The organism is Planococcus maitriensis (assembly GCF_003289925.1).
Lineage (GTDB): Bacteria > Bacillota > Bacilli > Bacillales_A > Planococcaceae > Planococcus > Planococcus maitriensis.
The window spans coordinates 142,900-158,630 of the sequence record NZ_QLZQ01000003.1 but is presented as its reverse complement, the minus strand read 5'-3'; the positions used below and the strand labels follow the sequence as shown (position 1 = coordinate 158,630).

Genomic DNA, 15,731 nt, shown 5'->3' with positions numbered 1-15,731 from the left:
ACGGCCGATGATCAAAAAAGTTTCATTTTTTATTCGGAAGCACGTAAAATCACTTTGCCGAATTGCTTGCCTTCCGCCAAATAATCAAATGCTTCTTGCGCCTCATCCAACGAGAAGACCCGGTCGACGGCAGGATGGGTACCGTGCTGTTCGATGTGCTGGATCATCTCGCGCAATTCCTCGCGGCTGCCCATCGTCGAACCGAACAATTGATATTGCCCATAGAAGAAGCTGCGCAAATTGAAATCGACATTATCCTCAGTGGTCGCACCGAAAATGACGATGCGTCCGCCTTTTTTCAACACTTCGAGAGAACGGTTGAATGTGGCGCCGCCTACGCTGTCGATGACGAGGTCGATCGTCTGCCCTTCGAGTTCCTTGACCCAATCACTGTCGGTCGGGATCGCGATATCCGCACCGATTTCTTTCGCCCGGGCAAGTTTCTCTTCGCTTCTTGACGTGACGATGACCTTCGCGCCAGCGTTTTTGGCGAATTGGATCAAAAATGTCGCAACGCCGCTTCCTGCGCCCGGGATGAACAAAGTATCGCCTTTTTTCAATTGCCCTTTCGTGAACAACGCGCGGTAGCCGGTCAAAGCAGGCAATGCAAGCCCTCCCGCTTCTTCCCATGATAGATGTGCCGGTTTTTTCTCGAGCTGCTCTGCAGAAATCGCAATTTTCTCCGCGAATGTCCCGTGGTCCGGCATCCCGAGAATATCGAAGGCTTCCGGCGGTGCATCGCTGTTTTCATCCCAGCGAAGCGCCGGATTGATGATCACTTCATCGCCCACCTTAAAAGCAGTCACGCCTTCTCCGAGCGATTCGACCACACCCGCCCCGTCTGATCCGACGATCAAGGCTTCCGGATTGTCACCGTAGCGCTTCAACAGTCCAAGGTCGCGGCGGTTGATGCCCGCATCGCGGATTTTCACAACCACTTCTCCTTGTTGCGCAATTGGTTCTGGCATATCTTTTAATTTATACTGGCCTGCTTCCATCACAAATGCTTTCAAACTGCGTCACCCTCCTGAAAATGTTGGCTGAATTGTTCTAGCTGCTGTTTGCTGATGATGTCCTGTGAAAACAGCGGGATATACAATAATTGCTGTTTCGGGAATGTTTCTTTGATCATGTCCATGTACTTCGTTTCGTGCTTTTTGCGTTCCTGGAAAAACGCGCCTTCCACCGTTTCGGGAAGCACTTTATTGATGATCAGGGTTTTGACGTGGAGATGGTATTTATCCAATAGCTCCAATGCTTTTTTTGTCTCCAAAATCGGCAGGCGCTCCGGGTTCAAGACAAAAACAAAACCGGTTTGCTTGGCATCGAGTAAAATATCACGCGCTTTCGAGAAACGTTCCTGGCGTTCGCGCAAGACGTCGTAGATCGGGTCTTCGCGCGGTTCGCCGTCATTCAATAAAGCCGTATAGTTCTCATTGGTCTTGCGCCGCTTATCAAGTAAGCCTTCGATCCATACACCCATCAATTCCGGCAATGACAACAGCCGTATCGTGTGCCCGGTAGGCGCCGTATCAAATACGAGCTTGTCGAAATGCTGCCGCTCCTCGAGGATGATGTGGATCAGCTTGTCAAAAAGCGCCGCTTCGTCAGCACCCGGTGATGCTTTTGCGGTGTCGAGCTGGCGGTTCACTTCTTCCATCATGCTCGTGTGGACCGTCCCGCGGATATTGTTTTTGACGCCTTTGATGTAATTTTCCGTCTCGATTTCGGGATCGATTTCAAGCGCGTATAAATTATCCGCAATTTCTTTTGTGCGGCCGCCGATCTGTTCATTGAAGATGTCCCCGACGTTATGCGCGGGGTCTGTAGAGACCAGCAAAGTCCTGTACCCCGCTTTTGCGGATTGCCAGGCGATGGCTGCAGCGGATGTCGATTTGCCGACCCCGCCTTTGCCTCCCACAAAGATAATGTTTTTCGATAATACGTCCATGACATTCCCTCGTTTCGTTAAAAGTCAGCAGCAGCGGATTCCGGACAGCGGGGATTTTTCCATTCCCATGCGCAAATGCCAGTCGTGGAATTCCTCGATCATGTACGGATACAGCTCGAGCGTGTAGTAATAGACCGGATTCGGGATACCGAGCATTTCCGAATACAGCATCAGCAGGAACAGGTCGTCTTCACTGCGGAGCTCCCGGGCGATTTCCGTTCGGTGCGGATGTTCCAAGACAGCCTCATACCAGTCGATTAATTTTTTCAGTTTGTCGCTGATCGGCATAACGGCACCTCTTCCTGAAAAAAGTACAAGGGATCACATGAATATGATCCCTTGGCATTTCTTCCTATAGTAATGAACAGCCTTCTGGCAGCAGTTCTATTTTCCGTTCCATTCGTTACCGCTATTATTTCAAATCTTCATCCGAAAAGCCAGGATTTGATTTGCTCATGAGCGCCTGCGCAGCGGTCAGGATAATCCATAGCGTAAAGACGAAAATGATGGCCCCGAAGACGAACAGCAATGTATTCGATCCTTCATTGTACCAAGCCCATTGCAGGAACACTTGCTGGAACATTGCCCATAGCGTCATGAACATCAAGAACACCATCGGGATAATGGTAATCATGTAATTTCTGCCGAGCTTGCGCAGCCAGATCGAAATCAACAGCAAGCTGATCCCGGCAAGCAGCTGGTTGGACGTCCCGAACAGCGGCCATAGCAAGTAACCGCCGGAACCGAAGCCGTTCGGCCCTTCCGGCAAGATGACAAGCGCCATGCTCGAAAGTACCGCAATCGAAGTCGCTACGTGCTTTTTCTCAAGCTGCGGCACTTTGTATTCGACACCGAGTTCAGAGATGATGTAACGCATGAGGCGGACCGATGTATCGAGTGTCGTGGCAGCGAACGAAACGACGATGATCGAAACGATCGTCGAAGCGACCGAGCCCGGAATCATCAACCCTGAAGCAAGGATTGTCGCGCCTTCGATGAAGTTTCCAAGGCCTGCGCCACTTGCTTCAGCAAAGCTGCTGTAAGATGCGCTGAATGCTGCACGGTCAGGGAATAGCGTGATGACAGCGATGATCGAGATCAATGCGAGTACGCCTTCACCGACAGCGCCCAAATAGCCGACAAAGCGGGCATCTGTTTCTTTATCCAGCTGCTTCGATGAAGTACCCGAAGAAACGAGGCCGTGGAAACCGGAAATCGCCCCGCAAGCGATGGTGATGAAGAGCAGCGGGAACCAGGAAACATCCGCTCCCGGGTTGGTTGCCGGAGCCGTGATTTCAGGATTCGTGAACAATAGCCCCAAATACAAAATCGCAAGGCCGACGATCAATTGGTGAGAGTTGATGAAATCACGCGGCTGGAGCAGTTTCCAAACCGGCAGCGTGGATGCGATATAGACATAAACCATCAAGACGACTATCCAGATGAAGAACGCGCTGGAAATCGCGCCAAGCCCGAATAAGCCGGCGCCTTCTTCCCCGCCCATATAGCGGACAAGGTCGATTTGCAAAAAGTCTACTTGGCTGGAAATGACTGCTGTCCCATACATGATTGCAAGCGCTATCAAAGAAGGGATAAGCATTTTCATATTTCGCTTGTAAGCAGCGTAGCCGATCCAAATCGCGAGCGGAATTTGGATGAATACCGGAATGACGCTGGCCGGATACGAGATGAACAAGTTCGCGATGACCCAAGCGAATACCGCATTGACCATGAGAACCAAGATTAAGATGATAAACAAGAACAACACTTTCCCGCGTTGGCCGATCAAGCGGTGGGCGAGCGTCCCGACGGATTGCCCTTTGTTGCGGACCGAAAGCGCGAGTGTGCCGAAGTCATGGACACCTGCTGCAAAAACTGTACCTAAAACGACCCACAGGACCGCCGGCAGCCAGCCCCAATAGACGGCGATAGCCGGGCCGAGAATCGGCGCCGCCCCTGCAACGGAGGTAAAATGGTGTCCCCATAGGACAAACTTATTGGTCGGGACAAAGTCGACACCGTCCTTGTAACGGTGGGCCGGTGTCACGTAATTCGGGTCGAGCTTGAAGATTTTTTCTGCTACGAATTTGGAATAAAAACGGTATCCGAGAACGAATATAAATAATCCCATAGCAGCTAAAGCGATTGCATTCACATTCCCCAACTCCCTTATCTTTTTTGAAATTTCTGCATATCTTGTTTAATCATAGAGGAGTAATTTAATATTGTAAATGTTCTGTTTTTTATTTTTCCATTTTTTTGTTTTCTTCATATAATTTCAGTTTCGTGTAAACGGTCTCAAGTACCGGGACCGGAATACCGGCTTGCTTCGCCTTTTCAATGAGATGCCCTTGCAGATGGTCGGCTTCGATGCCCTGGCCTTTTTCCATATCACGCTGCATCGATGATTTCATGCTATCGTCCATGCTGTTCACTTTATCGAGCTGGGTAGCGGCGATCCCTTTTTTGATTGGCGCGCCGATCGCCGTCATTACCGCTTCAAGTTCGTCGAGCAAGGATCGGATGGCGGATTGGCCGGACGGCAGCTTGCGAATCGGGCCGATTGGCGATTCCATGAGGGAAGTGATGCCCGACATTGCCGTGATGAACATGTATTTATGCCACATGTCCTGGTCGATGTCCTCGCTCAAGATGAATTCCGCTTTCGTTCCATCGAAATGCGATTTCAATTTGTCGATGCGGGCTGTCCGCTCACCGCCCCGCTCCCCGTAAACCAACTGATGGATCGGGCTCGTTTGGACGATCGACCCATCTTCGCCAATGGTCGTTTCGATAAAGCAGAGGCCGCCGATCACCGCGTCTTCCCCGAAAGCGGAGACGAGCTGGGCAACATGCGCTATGCCGTTCAACAGCGGCAAGATTATCGTCTCTTCGCCGACGAACGGGCGGATGTCTTCAATGGCTTGTTCAAGCTGATAGGCTTTTGTCGATAGAAGAATGATATCGAACGGCTCGGCGTTCATCGTTTTCGTCAAAAGAGCCGGCTGGAGATGAAGATCCCCGTGCCGGCTATTGACGCGCAAGCCTTCTTCTTCAATTTTTTTCTTGCGTCCTTCCCTGACCAGAAATGTGACGTCTTCTCCTTTTTCAAGCAAACGCGCACCGAAATAACCCCCGATACCGCCTGCCCCTACCATCAGCATTCTCATCTTTACACATCCTTTTCAAGTTTGTTTATACACCCAGCGCTCTCCTTCCATCGCCCGTTCGCATCTCCCTTCGGAGCGCAGATATTCAAGATGGGCCAATGTTTCGCCGACCGCAAAGCGCATTTCATGGACTGTCAGCGGGCGGTCGAATAGGCGCTCGCGCACTTCGAAGATCGTCAACGGCTGTTTGAGCATCTGCCATGTCGCATCCAAGCGTTCTTCGTGATGGGCAAGCAATTCATCGATTCGTTTGTTTGCGCCTTGAAATGGCTGCCCATGGGATGGGATCACCCATTCCACATCCAATTTGCGGATTTTCTTCAAAGAACGCATATACGTCAGAAGCGGATTCGGGTCGCCATGGAACCAATAGGAAATATTCGGCGTGATGCGCGGCAAGATATGGTCTGCCGCTAACAGGGCATTGTGCTCGCGTTGATAAAAACACACCATGCCATCCGAATGCCCCGGCACGAACAGCACTTCATATTCCAACCGGCCGATGCGGATTTTTTCCCTTTCGCCGAAATAGTGGTCCACTTCCGGGAGCGGGGAAACGAGCGGCTGAAAGGCTCTCGTATTGTCCGCCATTTCCTGTGCCGCTTCCTGTGGGATGCCCGCTGCCTGATAATAACCTGGCAAAGCATCCAAAAATGTATCATCCCAGGACTTCATTCCTGCGTCTGCGTCTATTTTGCTCATCGACAGCCGCGCGCCGGTCTTTTGCTGTAAGCCCCCTGCATAGCCAAAATGATCCGGGTGATAATGGGTCAGAAGGATTTGCTCCACGGTTTTATCACCGATTTCCTGCCCCCACAACTCTCTCGATACGTCATTGTTCAATCCGGTATCGATAATCGTCCAGCCTTCTTCCCCTTCTGCCATGAAGCAATTGACGTGGTTCAGCCTGAACGGCAAAGGATGCCTTATAAGTTTCAATCCAAGTTCGTCCAGCACTCCTTGGGATTTAGCTTGTTGGACATCATTCATGGTTTCAGCACCAGCTTTCCGATGGTTTTGCGGCTTTGCAGCAATTCGTGCACATCAGCCGCTTGTTCGAGCGGATACGTACCGCCGATCGTCAATTTCAATTGCCCGCTATCCATATATCCGAGCAATTCCTGAAAACTTTTTTGGAATAATTCCGGTTTGCGCATGATCTGCGGCAGGAAAAAGCCGATGACCGATTGATTGCGCTTCATCAATTGGCCCGGCGCAAATGTCGCTTGTTCGCCGCTCGCTGCACCGAAAATGACCAATCGCCCAAACGGTGCCAAGGTCTTCAGCGTATCGTTGAAGACGCTGCCCCCGACCATTTCAAGGGCCAGGTCGACGCCTTTTCCCTCGGTGATTTCTTTGATGCGCCCTACCCAGCCATCTTCGCTATAGTTCACCAAATGAGTGGCGCCCATCTTCTCGGCATGGAACAGCTTTTCTTCCGTGCTCGCCGTAGCGATGATTTTCCCGGCACCGAACAGTTTCGCAAGCTGCACGGCGATCGTCCCGACGCCTCCTGCGGCAGCGTGGATCAATACCGTTTCCCCAGGCTCCAGACGGCCCATCGTCTTTAAAATATGGTAAGCACTCAAGCCTTGAAGCGGCAATGCCACTGCTTCTTCAAAACTGACGCCTTCCGGCACCGGCGTGAGCACCTGTTCCGGAATCGCCGCATATTCAGCGTAGCCTGACGATTCGATCAAGGCGACAACGCGGTCGCCGGGTTTGAAGCGTGTAACGCCCGCTCCTGTTTCGGCAACCACTCCCGCCACTTCAGAACCCGGGATATAAGGCAATTCGGTCGGCACGACATATTTCCCTTCCCGTCTTGCCGTATCGGCATAATTGACCCCTGCGGCTTTCACTTCAATCAGCACTTCATGATCTTTCGGTTTCGGCTGCTCCGAATCGATATACTGAAGCACTTCCGGACCGCCGTATTCCACGAATTTCACCACTTTCATCATATTTCCCCCTTAGCTGATATACTGCCCTGCCTGATAAATCGTTTGAGCCAGTTGGCGCTTGGCTGCAGATGTCCCGCCGCGCTGCAGGCGGCTGAGTTCGGCTGTCACCATCGCCGTATAGCGCGCCAGTTCTTCCCCTTCTGTCATGCCTTGGAGTATTTGGCGCGCCGTCATCTCGGTCTCGAGCAAGGCATCATCGATGAACACTTGGGCCATCTCCACTTTATGCTGGGCTTTTTTCTCATCCTCTTCGAGTGCTTGCTGCGCCCGCGCAACGGCCGATTCGGCGGCATACAAGGCAATCGCGATGTCCGCTAGTTTCAAAAGCGCTTCTTGCTGCTCGCCGATTCCAGTTCCGTAGGATTTTGCGGCAAGCCCGAGCGTGCTAAGGAAGACGCGCCGCATTGCCCGTACGGCTTCCGTTTCTCGGGCAAGCGTCCCGATATACGGCACTTCCGGCGCCTGCATTTCCTCAACAGCTTGCGCCGCTGTTGCCTCCAGGTCGAATGCGCCTTTTGCGGCCGCTTTCAATACATTTCCCGGAATGAGCAGCCGGTTCACTTCATTCGTTCCTTCGAAAATGCGGTTGATGCGTGAATCCCTGTACACTTGCTCGATTTTGTATTCCTGGATATAGCCGTAGCCGCCAAACAGCTGCAAGCTCTCATCCGCGACGAAATCCAGGGTTTCAGAGCCGTATACTTTGCAGATGGCGCATTCGGCAGCATATTCCATCATCCGCTTGGCGATCAATCCATGGTCCTGCGATTCATACAATCCGCCAAGCGCTTCTTCAAGATAGCCGGCGGTCCGGTATTGCAACGATTCCAATGCGAATATGCGCGTAGCCATCTTCGCCACTTTCTCTTGTGTCGCCGAAAACTCCGAGATGGCCCGATTAAACTGCTTGCGCTCCTCCGTGTAGTCCAGTGCCAGCGATAAACTGAATTTGGCAGCGCCCATGCAGGCCGACCCTAAATTGAAGCGGCCGAGATTCAAAACGTTCAATGCCACCAGATGGCCTTTTCCCACTTCGCCAAGCACGTTTTCCACCGGCACTTCGCAATCTTCGAAAATGACCGGACGCGTCGACGATCCTTTGATGCCCATTTTTTTCTCTTCGGGCCCGAGCGATAAGCCGGGATGTTTCTTTTCGACGATAAATGCAGTGAACGCTTTGCCGTCCACTTTCGCATAGGTAATGAAGGTATCGGAAAACGCGGCGTTGGTGATGTACAACTTCGAACCATTCAGCAAATAATGCGTCCCTTGTTCATTGAGTACCGCAGTCGTTTGGGCGGCCAAGGCATCCGAACCCGCTCCCGGTTCCGTCAGGCAGTATGCCCCGATAAATTCGCCGCTTGCGAGTTTCGGCAGATAGTATTCTTTCTGTTCCGGTGTTCCGAAATACGTAATCGGCAGCGTTGCGATGCACGTGTGGTTGGAATGCGCCACGCCGTATCCGCCTGCCGGGCCGAGCGATTCCCCGACCAGCCCTTTGCTGATTTTATCGAGCCCGAGCCCGCCATAAGCCTCCGGAATGCTGTGTGCGAGAAGGCCAAGCCCTCCCGCTTTGCGGAAAAGCTGCTGGACAAGTTCGAAATCCTGCCCTTCCAGCCGCTCGTTGTGCGGGCGCACTTCTTTTTCCAGAAACTGCTTCGCTGTTTTCGCAATCATTTTATGTTCGTCGGTAAACTGTTCAGGTGTAAAGATCCGGCCCGCGGCTTTCATCAGGAAATCAGCGCCCCGGTATACATTCGCCTCAGCTTTCATCGTCTCCGTCCCCTTTTTTGTTCAAATATGCACTGCCTTCAATAGCTGCGCATCCCTTACATGGCGTGCATGCCCCCATCGACCATCACGACATCGCCGGTCACATAATCCGAGGCTTTCGCCGCCAGGAATAAAGCTGCACCCTTCAAGTCTTCGTCTGTACCGAAACGGTTTAACGGCGTTCTCGCAAGCAAGCCTTTCTCGCCGTGCTTCATCACGTCTTTCGACATTTTCGTCGGGAAGAACCCGGGCGCGATGGCGTTGACATTGATATTATGGTGCCCCCATTTCGCCGCCAAGTCTTTCGTGAACGTGATGACTGCTCCTTTGCTCGTATTGTAGCCGATCGCATCCATCAGCTGCGGGTCGATTCCCCCGAGCCCGGCGACCGAAGCGATGTTGATGATTTTGCCGCTATTGTGCGAAATCATCACTTCCCCAACAGCCTGGCTCATCAGGAAAGTTCCGGTGACATTGACCGCCATTACTTTGTTCCATGCTTCAAGCGGCATTTCAGATACCGGCGCTCCCCAGGATGCCCCCGAATTATTCACGAGAATATCAATCGTACCGAATGTCTCGACAGTCTTTTCGACGACGTTCTTAACATCTGCCGGATTGGTGACATCGCATGCAAGCGCCAACGTTTTCACACCCTTCGCCTCAAGCTTCCCTGCGACTTCCTGGCACGCTTCCACTTTGCGTGAACACAGCACTACATTGGCTCCGGCTTCCGCGAATCCTTCGGCAATCTGTGCGCCAAGGCCTCGGCCGCCCCCTGTCACAATCGCTGTCTTGCCTGTTAAATCGAATAAATCCATCACTGGCATATCGCTTCCCCCTCCATTATATATACCGACTAGTCGGTATGTTCAGAATACTTAAACATTATGTTACCGTTTTCATCAATAATATGCAATCGCATTCCCGCACCGAAAAGCCGAGCCCCATCATGGTCAATGCTCGGGTCAAAGCAACTCGGCTTATTCCTTTTCAGCAGTGTTCATCAACGAGGCGAAACGCGGAAGATCGACATTGCCGCCTGAAATGACCGCAACGATGGTTTGATCCGGCCCGCCTGCCTTGCCCGACATGACAGCAGCAGCGGCTACTGCGCCGGAAGGTTCCACCAACTGCTTCATGCGCACAGCGATATCGCGCATCGCTTCGATAATTTCCTCTTCCTCCACCAACACCAACCCGTCGAGCAGCTCGCTCACAATCGGGAATGTCAGGTCTCCCGGCTGCGTGGTCCGCAAGCCGTCGGCAATCGTTTCGGTCGGGCCGATTGCTGTAATCTCCCCACGCTCCAAAGACAAGGCCGTGTCATTTGCAAGCGCCGGCTCTGCGCCGATCACCAATACATCGGGCCGCTGTGCCTTCACAGCCGTCAAAATACCCGAAATCAATCCACCGCCCCCGACAGGCACGACAATCACATCCACATCCGTCATTTGCTCGATGATCTCTAAGCCAGCTGTCCCTTGTCCGGCGATGACGTCGCGATGGTCATACGGAGGAATATAGACGCCGCCCTGTTGTTGCGCGAGCGACACGGCATACGGTATCCGCTCCGCTGAAGTGGTGCCGCAATATTCCACCTGCCCGCCATACGCTTTGATCGCTGCGACTTTTGCCGGGCTGGCATCCGTCGGCACGGCGATGACAGAGGCGATGCCAAGCTCGTTGGCCACATAAGCGACCGCTTGGCCGTGATTGCCCGAAGATGCTGCCGTCACGAGTTTCGCCCCATCCGATACAGCGTTGGTCACAGCGTTGGCCGCCCCGCGAATCTTGAACGACCCTGTTTTCTGCAAATGCTCCACCTTAAAGAACACCCGGCGGCCCCATTTTTCCTGGAGCAACCGTGAATGCACGATCGGTGTATTGTGGATGATGTTTTGAATGCGGCTTCTTGCCTGCTCCACCTCTTCAATAGTGGCCACTGGCCTCACTCCTTTTTCCGTTAAGCTTAACATAATAATGAATATTCAGTCATCGGAGGACGTGCACACAAAACATGAAGAGCATTCTCCATTCCCTAAGAAAATGCGTTAAACTTATAACACTGATTTGCATGAAGGAGGAGACGATATGCTTAAACGTTTAGTAATCACCGGCTATAAACCGCATGAGCTCGGCATATTCGACGACAAGCACGAAGGCGTCCGCTTTATTAAGAAAGCGCTCGAAAACCGCCTGCGCACACTGGTCGATGAAGGACTCGAATGGGTGATCCTGAGCGGCCAGCTCGGCGTCGAAACGTGGGCTGCGGAAGCGGTGATCGAGCTGCAAGAGGAATTTCCACAGTTGCATTTTGCCATTCTCACGCCTTTCGAGGACCAGGAAAAAAACTGGAACGAGGCGAAACAGGAAAAATACGAATTCCTGTTATCTCAAGCCGATTTCCACCGCAGCCTAACAAACAAGCCTTATGAGGCACCTTGGCAGTTCGTCGAGAAAAATAAATTCTTCCTCAGAAACTCCGACGGCATCCTGCTGATCTATGACGAGGAGACGGAAGGCTCTCCGAAGTTCATCAAGCAGGAAGCAGAGCGCTACGCCGAGAAGAACGAATACGAAATCCTCATCATCTCCGCTGACGACCTCCGCATCATTGCCGAAGAAGAGCAGCAAAACGAATGGAATGGCTGGTGAACGCCCTGCCCCTTTTGTGCAGGGCTTTTTTTAGCTGTACCCTTTACCCGGAACCCATATTCTCCCATTCAATATGTGACTATAGCATTCCTTTCAATCTACATGAAGCATTTGACTATTTATCTATATTCCTATAACCTTAATAGTTATGTTAAAAAAACATCATAGGAGGATACATGAATAAAGCAACTAAAGTTTTCTATATCGCATTTGCACTCGTCATTTTGACTGTCGGTTTCGGGGTTATCGCACCGGAAGTTTTCGAACAGGCCACTGGCACGATCCGCACTTATATCAATACAGCTTTCGGCTGGTATTATTTGATGATCATGGCGCTTCTGCTGATTTTTGTCGTCGTCATCATCATCAGCCCTTACGGCAAAATCCGCCTCGGCCGGGATTCGGACCGTCCTGAATTTTCCACTTTTACGTGGCTGGCCATGCTGTTCTCGGCCGGCATGGGTATCGGGCTCGTTTTCTACGGCGCTTCTGAACCATTGTCTCATTTCGCCATCCAGCCAGCGACAGCTGAACCCGGAACGGATGAAGCTTTCAAGGAAGCTTTGCAGCGTACTTATTACCATTGGGGCATCCATGTTTGGGCCATGTATGGAATGGTCGCGCTGTCACTGGCATTTTTCCAATTCCGCAAAGGGCAGCCGGCTCTGATTTCCACTACCTTGAAGCCATTATTCGGCGATCGCATGGACGGGCCGCTCGGCACATTGGTCGATGTATTGGCCGTGTTCGCCACCGTCTTCGGCGTTGCCACCTCGCTCGGCTTCGGAGCTGCGCAAATCAATGGCGGGCTTGCCTATCTATTTGGCGCACCGCAGGAATATTGGGTGCAGATGCTCATCATTGGCGTCGTCACTTTATTGTTCATCATCTCGGCTTGGTCAGGACTGAACAAAGGGATCAAGTATTTGTCGAATACCAATATGGTGCTTGCCATTGCTTTACTTGTGTTGGTCCTCGTTCTCGGGCCGACGATTTTGATCCTCAATCTCTTTACGGAAACATTCGGGGCTTATGTCCAGAATTTGATCAGCTTGAGTTTCCAGTCTGCACCGCTTGATGCGGAAAACCGCAGCTGGCTCGATGGCTGGACAATCTTCTACTGGGCATGGTGGATTTCCTGGGCGCCATTCGTCAGCATGTTCATCGCCCGCGTTTCCAAAGGCCGGACGATCCGCGAGTTTTTGATCGGCGTTGTCCTCGCCCCTACCATCTTCGGTTCGTTATGGTTCGGCGCATTCGGGACCACGGCGATCGATATCCAAAAAAGCGGTGTCGACTTGACCGCCTTCCCGACCGAACAAACCTTGTTTGCGACATTCAGCCAACTGCCGCTCGGGATCATCATGTCGATCATCGCGATCTTGCTCGTCAGCACATTCTTCATCACATCCGCAGACTCGGCGACTTTCGTCCTTGGCATGCAATCGACAAAAGGGTCGCTGCTGCCTAGCAACCAGATCAAGATCCTCTGGGGAATCGCCCAATCGCTTGTCGCTGCGATCCTGCTTTCTGTCGGCGGGTTGACGGCAGTGCAAAACACCATCATCATTGCGGCTTTGCCGTTTTCGTTCGTCATGATCCTGATGGTCATCGCTCTGTTCAAAGCTTTGAACACGGAACATCAATCGATGCAGCGCAAAAAATAAATTCCTGGCCGCCGTTGAACTGACGGCGGCATTTTTTAGCTTATCGACGCATCCACAGGGTATAGGGAAGTATGAATATCTTGGAGGTGCTCGCATTGGAAGAAGAAACGAAGAAAATCATTCAGGAGTCACTCGATGCCCTATACGAGAAAAAGGAATTCCTTCCTGACCTGACAAATGGCGAACGGACGCAAGCGTTTAAATCCTTGAGCGCAATCATTTCCACGCCGAACAATATCCATAAGTCGTTCTTGCGCGTCCCGCGCGAAGACGGCACGATCGAACGGATTCCTGCCTACCGTGTCCAGCATAATGACAGCTTAGGGCCCTATAAAGGCGGCATCCGCTTTTATGAAGGGGTCAATGAAGAAGAAGTCGTCAACCTGGCGTTCCTGATGACCTTGAAAAATGCATTGCACCAAGTGCCTTTCGGGGGCGGCAAGGGCGGCATCGTCATCAACCCGCGTGATTACAGCGAAAAGGAATTGAACATCGTCTCACGTAAATATGTCCGCTATTTTGCCGATGTCATCGGCCCGGATAAAGACATCCCGGCACCTGACATGGGGTCTGGCGAACGCGAAATGGACTGGATGATGGCGGAGTATAAAAAGATCCATCATGGCAAGCCCTATCTCGGCAGCTTTACCGGGAAAAGTGTCGTCAATGGCGGTTCGCTCGGCCGTCGGGAAGCGACCGGCAAAGGCGTCTATTTCACTTTCCGCTATTTGATCCATGATTATGCAGTAGCGCACAAAGAGCATCTGGAAAATTCAGGGAATCCATTTGCCAACACCGCTTTGGAGCATGCGGAACGCCCCTTGAAGATGGCGGTGCAAGGCTTTGGGAACGTCGGGTCCGTCGCTGCACTTGAAGCTTATCAATGCCGTGCCTTGAACAACCAAGTGATCGCCGTCAGCGACCGCAACGTTACGCTTTATAACGAAGACGGCCTCGATATTCCAAGCTTGATCGCTTTCACTTCAAGCAATCGCGGGGATTTGCCGAAAGATGCGGCTGAACTTAGTGAGTCGGGCATCAAGGCAGAAATCCGTGGGCGCGACGAATTATTGACTTTGCCTGTCGACGTGCTCTTTTTGGCCGCACTCGAAGACCAAATCCGCAAAGACAATATGGAAAACATCCAAGCCAAGATTATCGTAGAAGGCGCAAACGCCCCGACGACGCGCGATGCCGATGCGTACTTAAGCGATAAAGGGGTTATCATCATCCCAGATATTCTAGCCAATGCCGGTGGCGTCATCGTCTCCTATCTTGAATGGCTGCAAGGCCGCGAAACCCAGTACCATGAAGAATCGGAAGTGTTCCGCCTGCTATTGGAAAAAATGCAGGAAACGATGGACACCATCCTTCCCCAATATTTCGGGGACCCGTATCCACTTCGCGAGAATTGCTTTATCCATGCCGTGCAGCGCCTATCGACCGTGTTGCATAAACAAGGCAAGCTCTACTGAAAAAGACAGCCCGTTTGGATTCCACGCGGGCTGTCTTTTTCCTTTGGCGCCGTTTTCCAGTCGCTTGTTATCTGCTTCTGTGCGGAATGCAAGTCACGGCGGCATGAGCTAGTGTTTCTTGGTTCCTTCATTTTCGGCTATTCGTTTTTCATAGGAATGCCGGTATGCTCCCCGGCGGAACTGAAGGATCGGGTCATCCGAACAGCTGATTCCTGCGGTCATTACGGTCGGGTCGTATAGCGCTTGTTCGGCTTCAGCTTCAGGCGCTTCGATGGTCAATCGACCGAGATAGACACGTTCACGGTCTTTCGGCCAGTCGCGCGTCGGATCATCCGTCGGGTCGCCTGCTTCACCGATAATGGCATACAGTTTAAAAGATGCAGGGCTGCGCGCAATCCGCTCTGCCAATTCCTGTTCGTAGTACCCGAAAGGCAGGTCTTTCATATCCTTCAACGATCGCTTGTCTTCGCCCGCCTCCGGCTCGAATAGATATTTGACCGCTTGCCTTTTTCCTTTCTTTTCAAAGTAGAAAGCATGGATCGAATGATAGATGCCCGTCGCAAAACTTTCGGGCACCGTCATTTTCTTCACGCTTGAAAACATCGCCCGCACCTCAGGAAAGTCCATCAACAGCTCTGCCAGTTCCCCCAATTTCGGGCGGCCTCTTTGGAAAGACCTGGACACTTCAAGCATCTCCATGAAACGCTCCGGCGAATGGGTAAAGAACACCGGTGAAGTCACCGATACGATATTTGTCACTTCTTCAGGCCCGATTTTGAATTGGATCGCCATTCCTTTCACCGGTGACATCGCATCCGCCCAAGTGGGATCCGGCGAGAAATGGGAAAAGCGAACAAGCACTGGCACTTTCGCTTGTCGAAAATGCGCGGCATCGGTCAGTTCCATTGCCTGCCCGCTTCCTTCGAATGTCCCTTTATATCCTGTACCTCTGGCATGGGCACGCCGGTACCCTTCATGCTCACCGAAAATTTCTTCGATTTGGCTGATTGCCCGCCGTTCTTTTTGGTTGCCCTCCATGTCATCCCCTCCTTTTCTTTTCATACCCCTTATGC

General features: G+C 52.0%; 14 protein-coding genes. 3 read left to right on the top strand and 11 right to left on the bottom strand.

Annotated features, from left to right (window positions below; all coding sequences use genetic code 11):
• Nucleotides 1–29: 29 nt before the first annotated feature.
• From DP119_RS09190 to DP119_RS09145, 10 genes are all read right to left on the bottom strand, one after another.
• Nucleotides 30–1,013 (bottom strand): zinc-binding dehydrogenase, encoded by a 984-nt coding sequence (locus DP119_RS09190; RefSeq protein ID WP_112232910.1) that lies wholly within the window; start codon nt 1,011–1,013, stop codon nt 30–32.
• Entirely contained in the window at nt 1,010–1,951 is a 942-nt protein-coding gene (locus tag DP119_RS09185) for an ArsA family ATPase (protein ID WP_112232909.1), read from the bottom strand. Before DP119_RS09185 ends, DP119_RS09190 begins: the two co-directional genes overlap by 4 nt.
• 24 nt (nt 1,952–1,975) lie before the next feature.
• Nucleotides 1,976–2,239, bottom strand: coding sequence for a cory-CC-star protein (locus DP119_RS09180; RefSeq protein ID WP_101189361.1), 264 nt, complete (start codon nt 2,237–2,239; stop codon nt 1,976–1,978).
• 124 nt (nt 2,240–2,363) lie between these two features.
• Nucleotides 2,364–4,106 carry a carbon starvation CstA family protein gene (locus DP119_RS09175; RefSeq protein WP_112232908.1) on the bottom strand — a complete coding sequence of 581 codons (1,743 nt, stop codon included), beginning with the start codon at nt 4,104–4,106 and terminating at the stop codon, nt 2,364–2,366.
• An 88-nt stretch (nt 4,107–4,194) separates the two neighbouring features.
• Complete coding sequence (locus DP119_RS09170) at nt 4,195–5,121, bottom strand: ketopantoate reductase family protein (RefSeq protein WP_112232907.1); 927 nt, start codon at nt 5,119–5,121, stop codon at nt 4,195–4,197.
• Nucleotides 5,122–5,136: 15 nt separating this feature from the next.
• Nucleotides 5,137–6,111, bottom strand: coding sequence for an MBL fold metallo-hydrolase (locus DP119_RS09165; protein WP_112232906.1), 975 nt, complete (start codon nt 6,109–6,111; stop codon nt 5,137–5,139).
• Nucleotides 6,108–7,082 carry a quinone oxidoreductase family protein gene (locus DP119_RS09160; RefSeq protein WP_112232905.1) on the bottom strand — a complete coding sequence of 325 codons (975 nt, stop codon included), beginning with the start codon at nt 7,080–7,082 and terminating at the stop codon, nt 6,108–6,110. The genes DP119_RS09165 and DP119_RS09160 overlap by 4 nt, the downstream gene beginning before the upstream one ends.
• 12 nt (nt 7,083–7,094) lie before the next feature.
• Nucleotides 7,095–8,858 (bottom strand): acyl-CoA dehydrogenase family protein, encoded by a 1,764-nt coding sequence (locus DP119_RS09155; protein WP_112232904.1) that lies wholly within the window; start codon nt 8,856–8,858, stop codon nt 7,095–7,097.
• Nucleotides 8,859–8,914: 56 nt separating this feature from the next.
• Nucleotides 8,915–9,688, bottom strand: a complete 774-nt coding sequence (locus tag DP119_RS09150; RefSeq protein ID WP_112232903.1) for an SDR family oxidoreductase — start codon at nt 9,686–9,688, stop codon at nt 8,915–8,917.
• Between the two features lie 153 nt (nt 9,689–9,841).
• Nucleotides 9,842–10,804: a threonine ammonia-lyase gene (locus DP119_RS09145; RefSeq protein WP_112232902.1), complete on the bottom strand. Its 963-nt coding sequence runs from the start codon at nt 10,802–10,804 to the stop codon at nt 9,842–9,844.
• A gap of 148 nt (nt 10,805–10,952) precedes the next feature.
• Here DP119_RS09145 and DP119_RS09140 point away from each other — a divergent pair, with 148 nt between their 5' ends.
• From DP119_RS09140 to DP119_RS09130, 3 genes are all read left to right on the top strand, one after another.
• Entirely contained in the window at nt 10,953–11,516 is a 564-nt protein-coding gene (locus DP119_RS09140; RefSeq protein WP_112232901.1) for an SLOG family protein, read from the top strand.
• 176 nt (nt 11,517–11,692) lie between these two features.
• Nucleotides 11,693–13,183 (top strand): glycine betaine uptake BCCT transporter, encoded by a 1,491-nt coding sequence (locus DP119_RS09135; protein WP_112232900.1) that lies wholly within the window; start codon nt 11,693–11,695, stop codon nt 13,181–13,183.
• A 71-nt stretch (nt 13,184–13,254) separates the two neighbouring features.
• Nucleotides 13,255–14,658: a Glu/Leu/Phe/Val family dehydrogenase gene (locus tag DP119_RS09130; protein ID WP_240616404.1), complete on the top strand. Its 1,404-nt coding sequence runs from the start codon at nt 13,255–13,257 to the stop codon at nt 14,656–14,658.
• Between the two features lie 108 nt (nt 14,659–14,766).
• Here DP119_RS09130 and DP119_RS09125 read toward each other — a convergent pair whose 3' ends face one another.
• The gene (locus DP119_RS09125) at nt 14,767–15,696 is read right to left on the bottom strand and encodes a catalase family peroxidase (RefSeq protein WP_112232899.1); all 930 of its coding nucleotides are present in this window, start codon (nt 15,694–15,696) and stop codon (nt 14,767–14,769) included.
• Nucleotides 15,697–15,731: the final 35 nt, after the last annotated feature.

Coding starts and splice junctions, on each gene's coding strand:
- DP119_RS09130 (WP_240616404.1), top strand. CDS start 13,255: ATGAATATCTTGGAGGTGCTCGCATTGGAAGAAGAAACGAAGAAAATC.
- DP119_RS09140 (WP_112232901.1), top strand. CDS start 10,953: ATGCTTAAACGTTTAGTAATCACCGGCTATAAACCGCATGAGCTCGGC.
- DP119_RS09135 (WP_112232900.1), top strand. CDS start 11,693: ATGAATAAAGCAACTAAAGTTTTCTATATCGCATTTGCACTCGTCATT.
- DP119_RS09155 (WP_112232904.1), bottom strand. CDS start 8,858: ATGAAAGCTGAGGCGAATGTATACCGGGGCGCTGATTTCCTGATGAAA.
- DP119_RS09170 (WP_112232907.1), bottom strand. CDS start 5,121: ATGAGAATGCTGATGGTAGGGGCAGGCGGTATCGGGGGTTATTTCGGT.
- DP119_RS09180 (WP_101189361.1), bottom strand. CDS start 2,239: ATGCCGATCAGCGACAAACTGAAAAAATTAATCGACTGGTATGAGGCT.
- DP119_RS09150 (WP_112232903.1), bottom strand. CDS start 9,688: ATGCCAGTGATGGATTTATTCGATTTAACAGGCAAGACAGCGATTGTG.
- DP119_RS09125 (WP_112232899.1), bottom strand. CDS start 15,696: ATGGAGGGCAACCAAAAAGAACGGCGGGCAATCAGCCAAATCGAAGAA.
- DP119_RS09185 (WP_112232909.1), bottom strand. CDS start 1,951: ATGGACGTATTATCGAAAAACATTATCTTTGTGGGAGGCAAAGGCGGG.
- DP119_RS09165 (WP_112232906.1), bottom strand. CDS start 6,111: ATGAATGATGTCCAACAAGCTAAATCCCAAGGAGTGCTGGACGAACTT.
- DP119_RS09160 (WP_112232905.1), bottom strand. CDS start 7,082: ATGAAAGTGGTGAAATTCGTGGAATACGGCGGTCCGGAAGTGCTTCAG.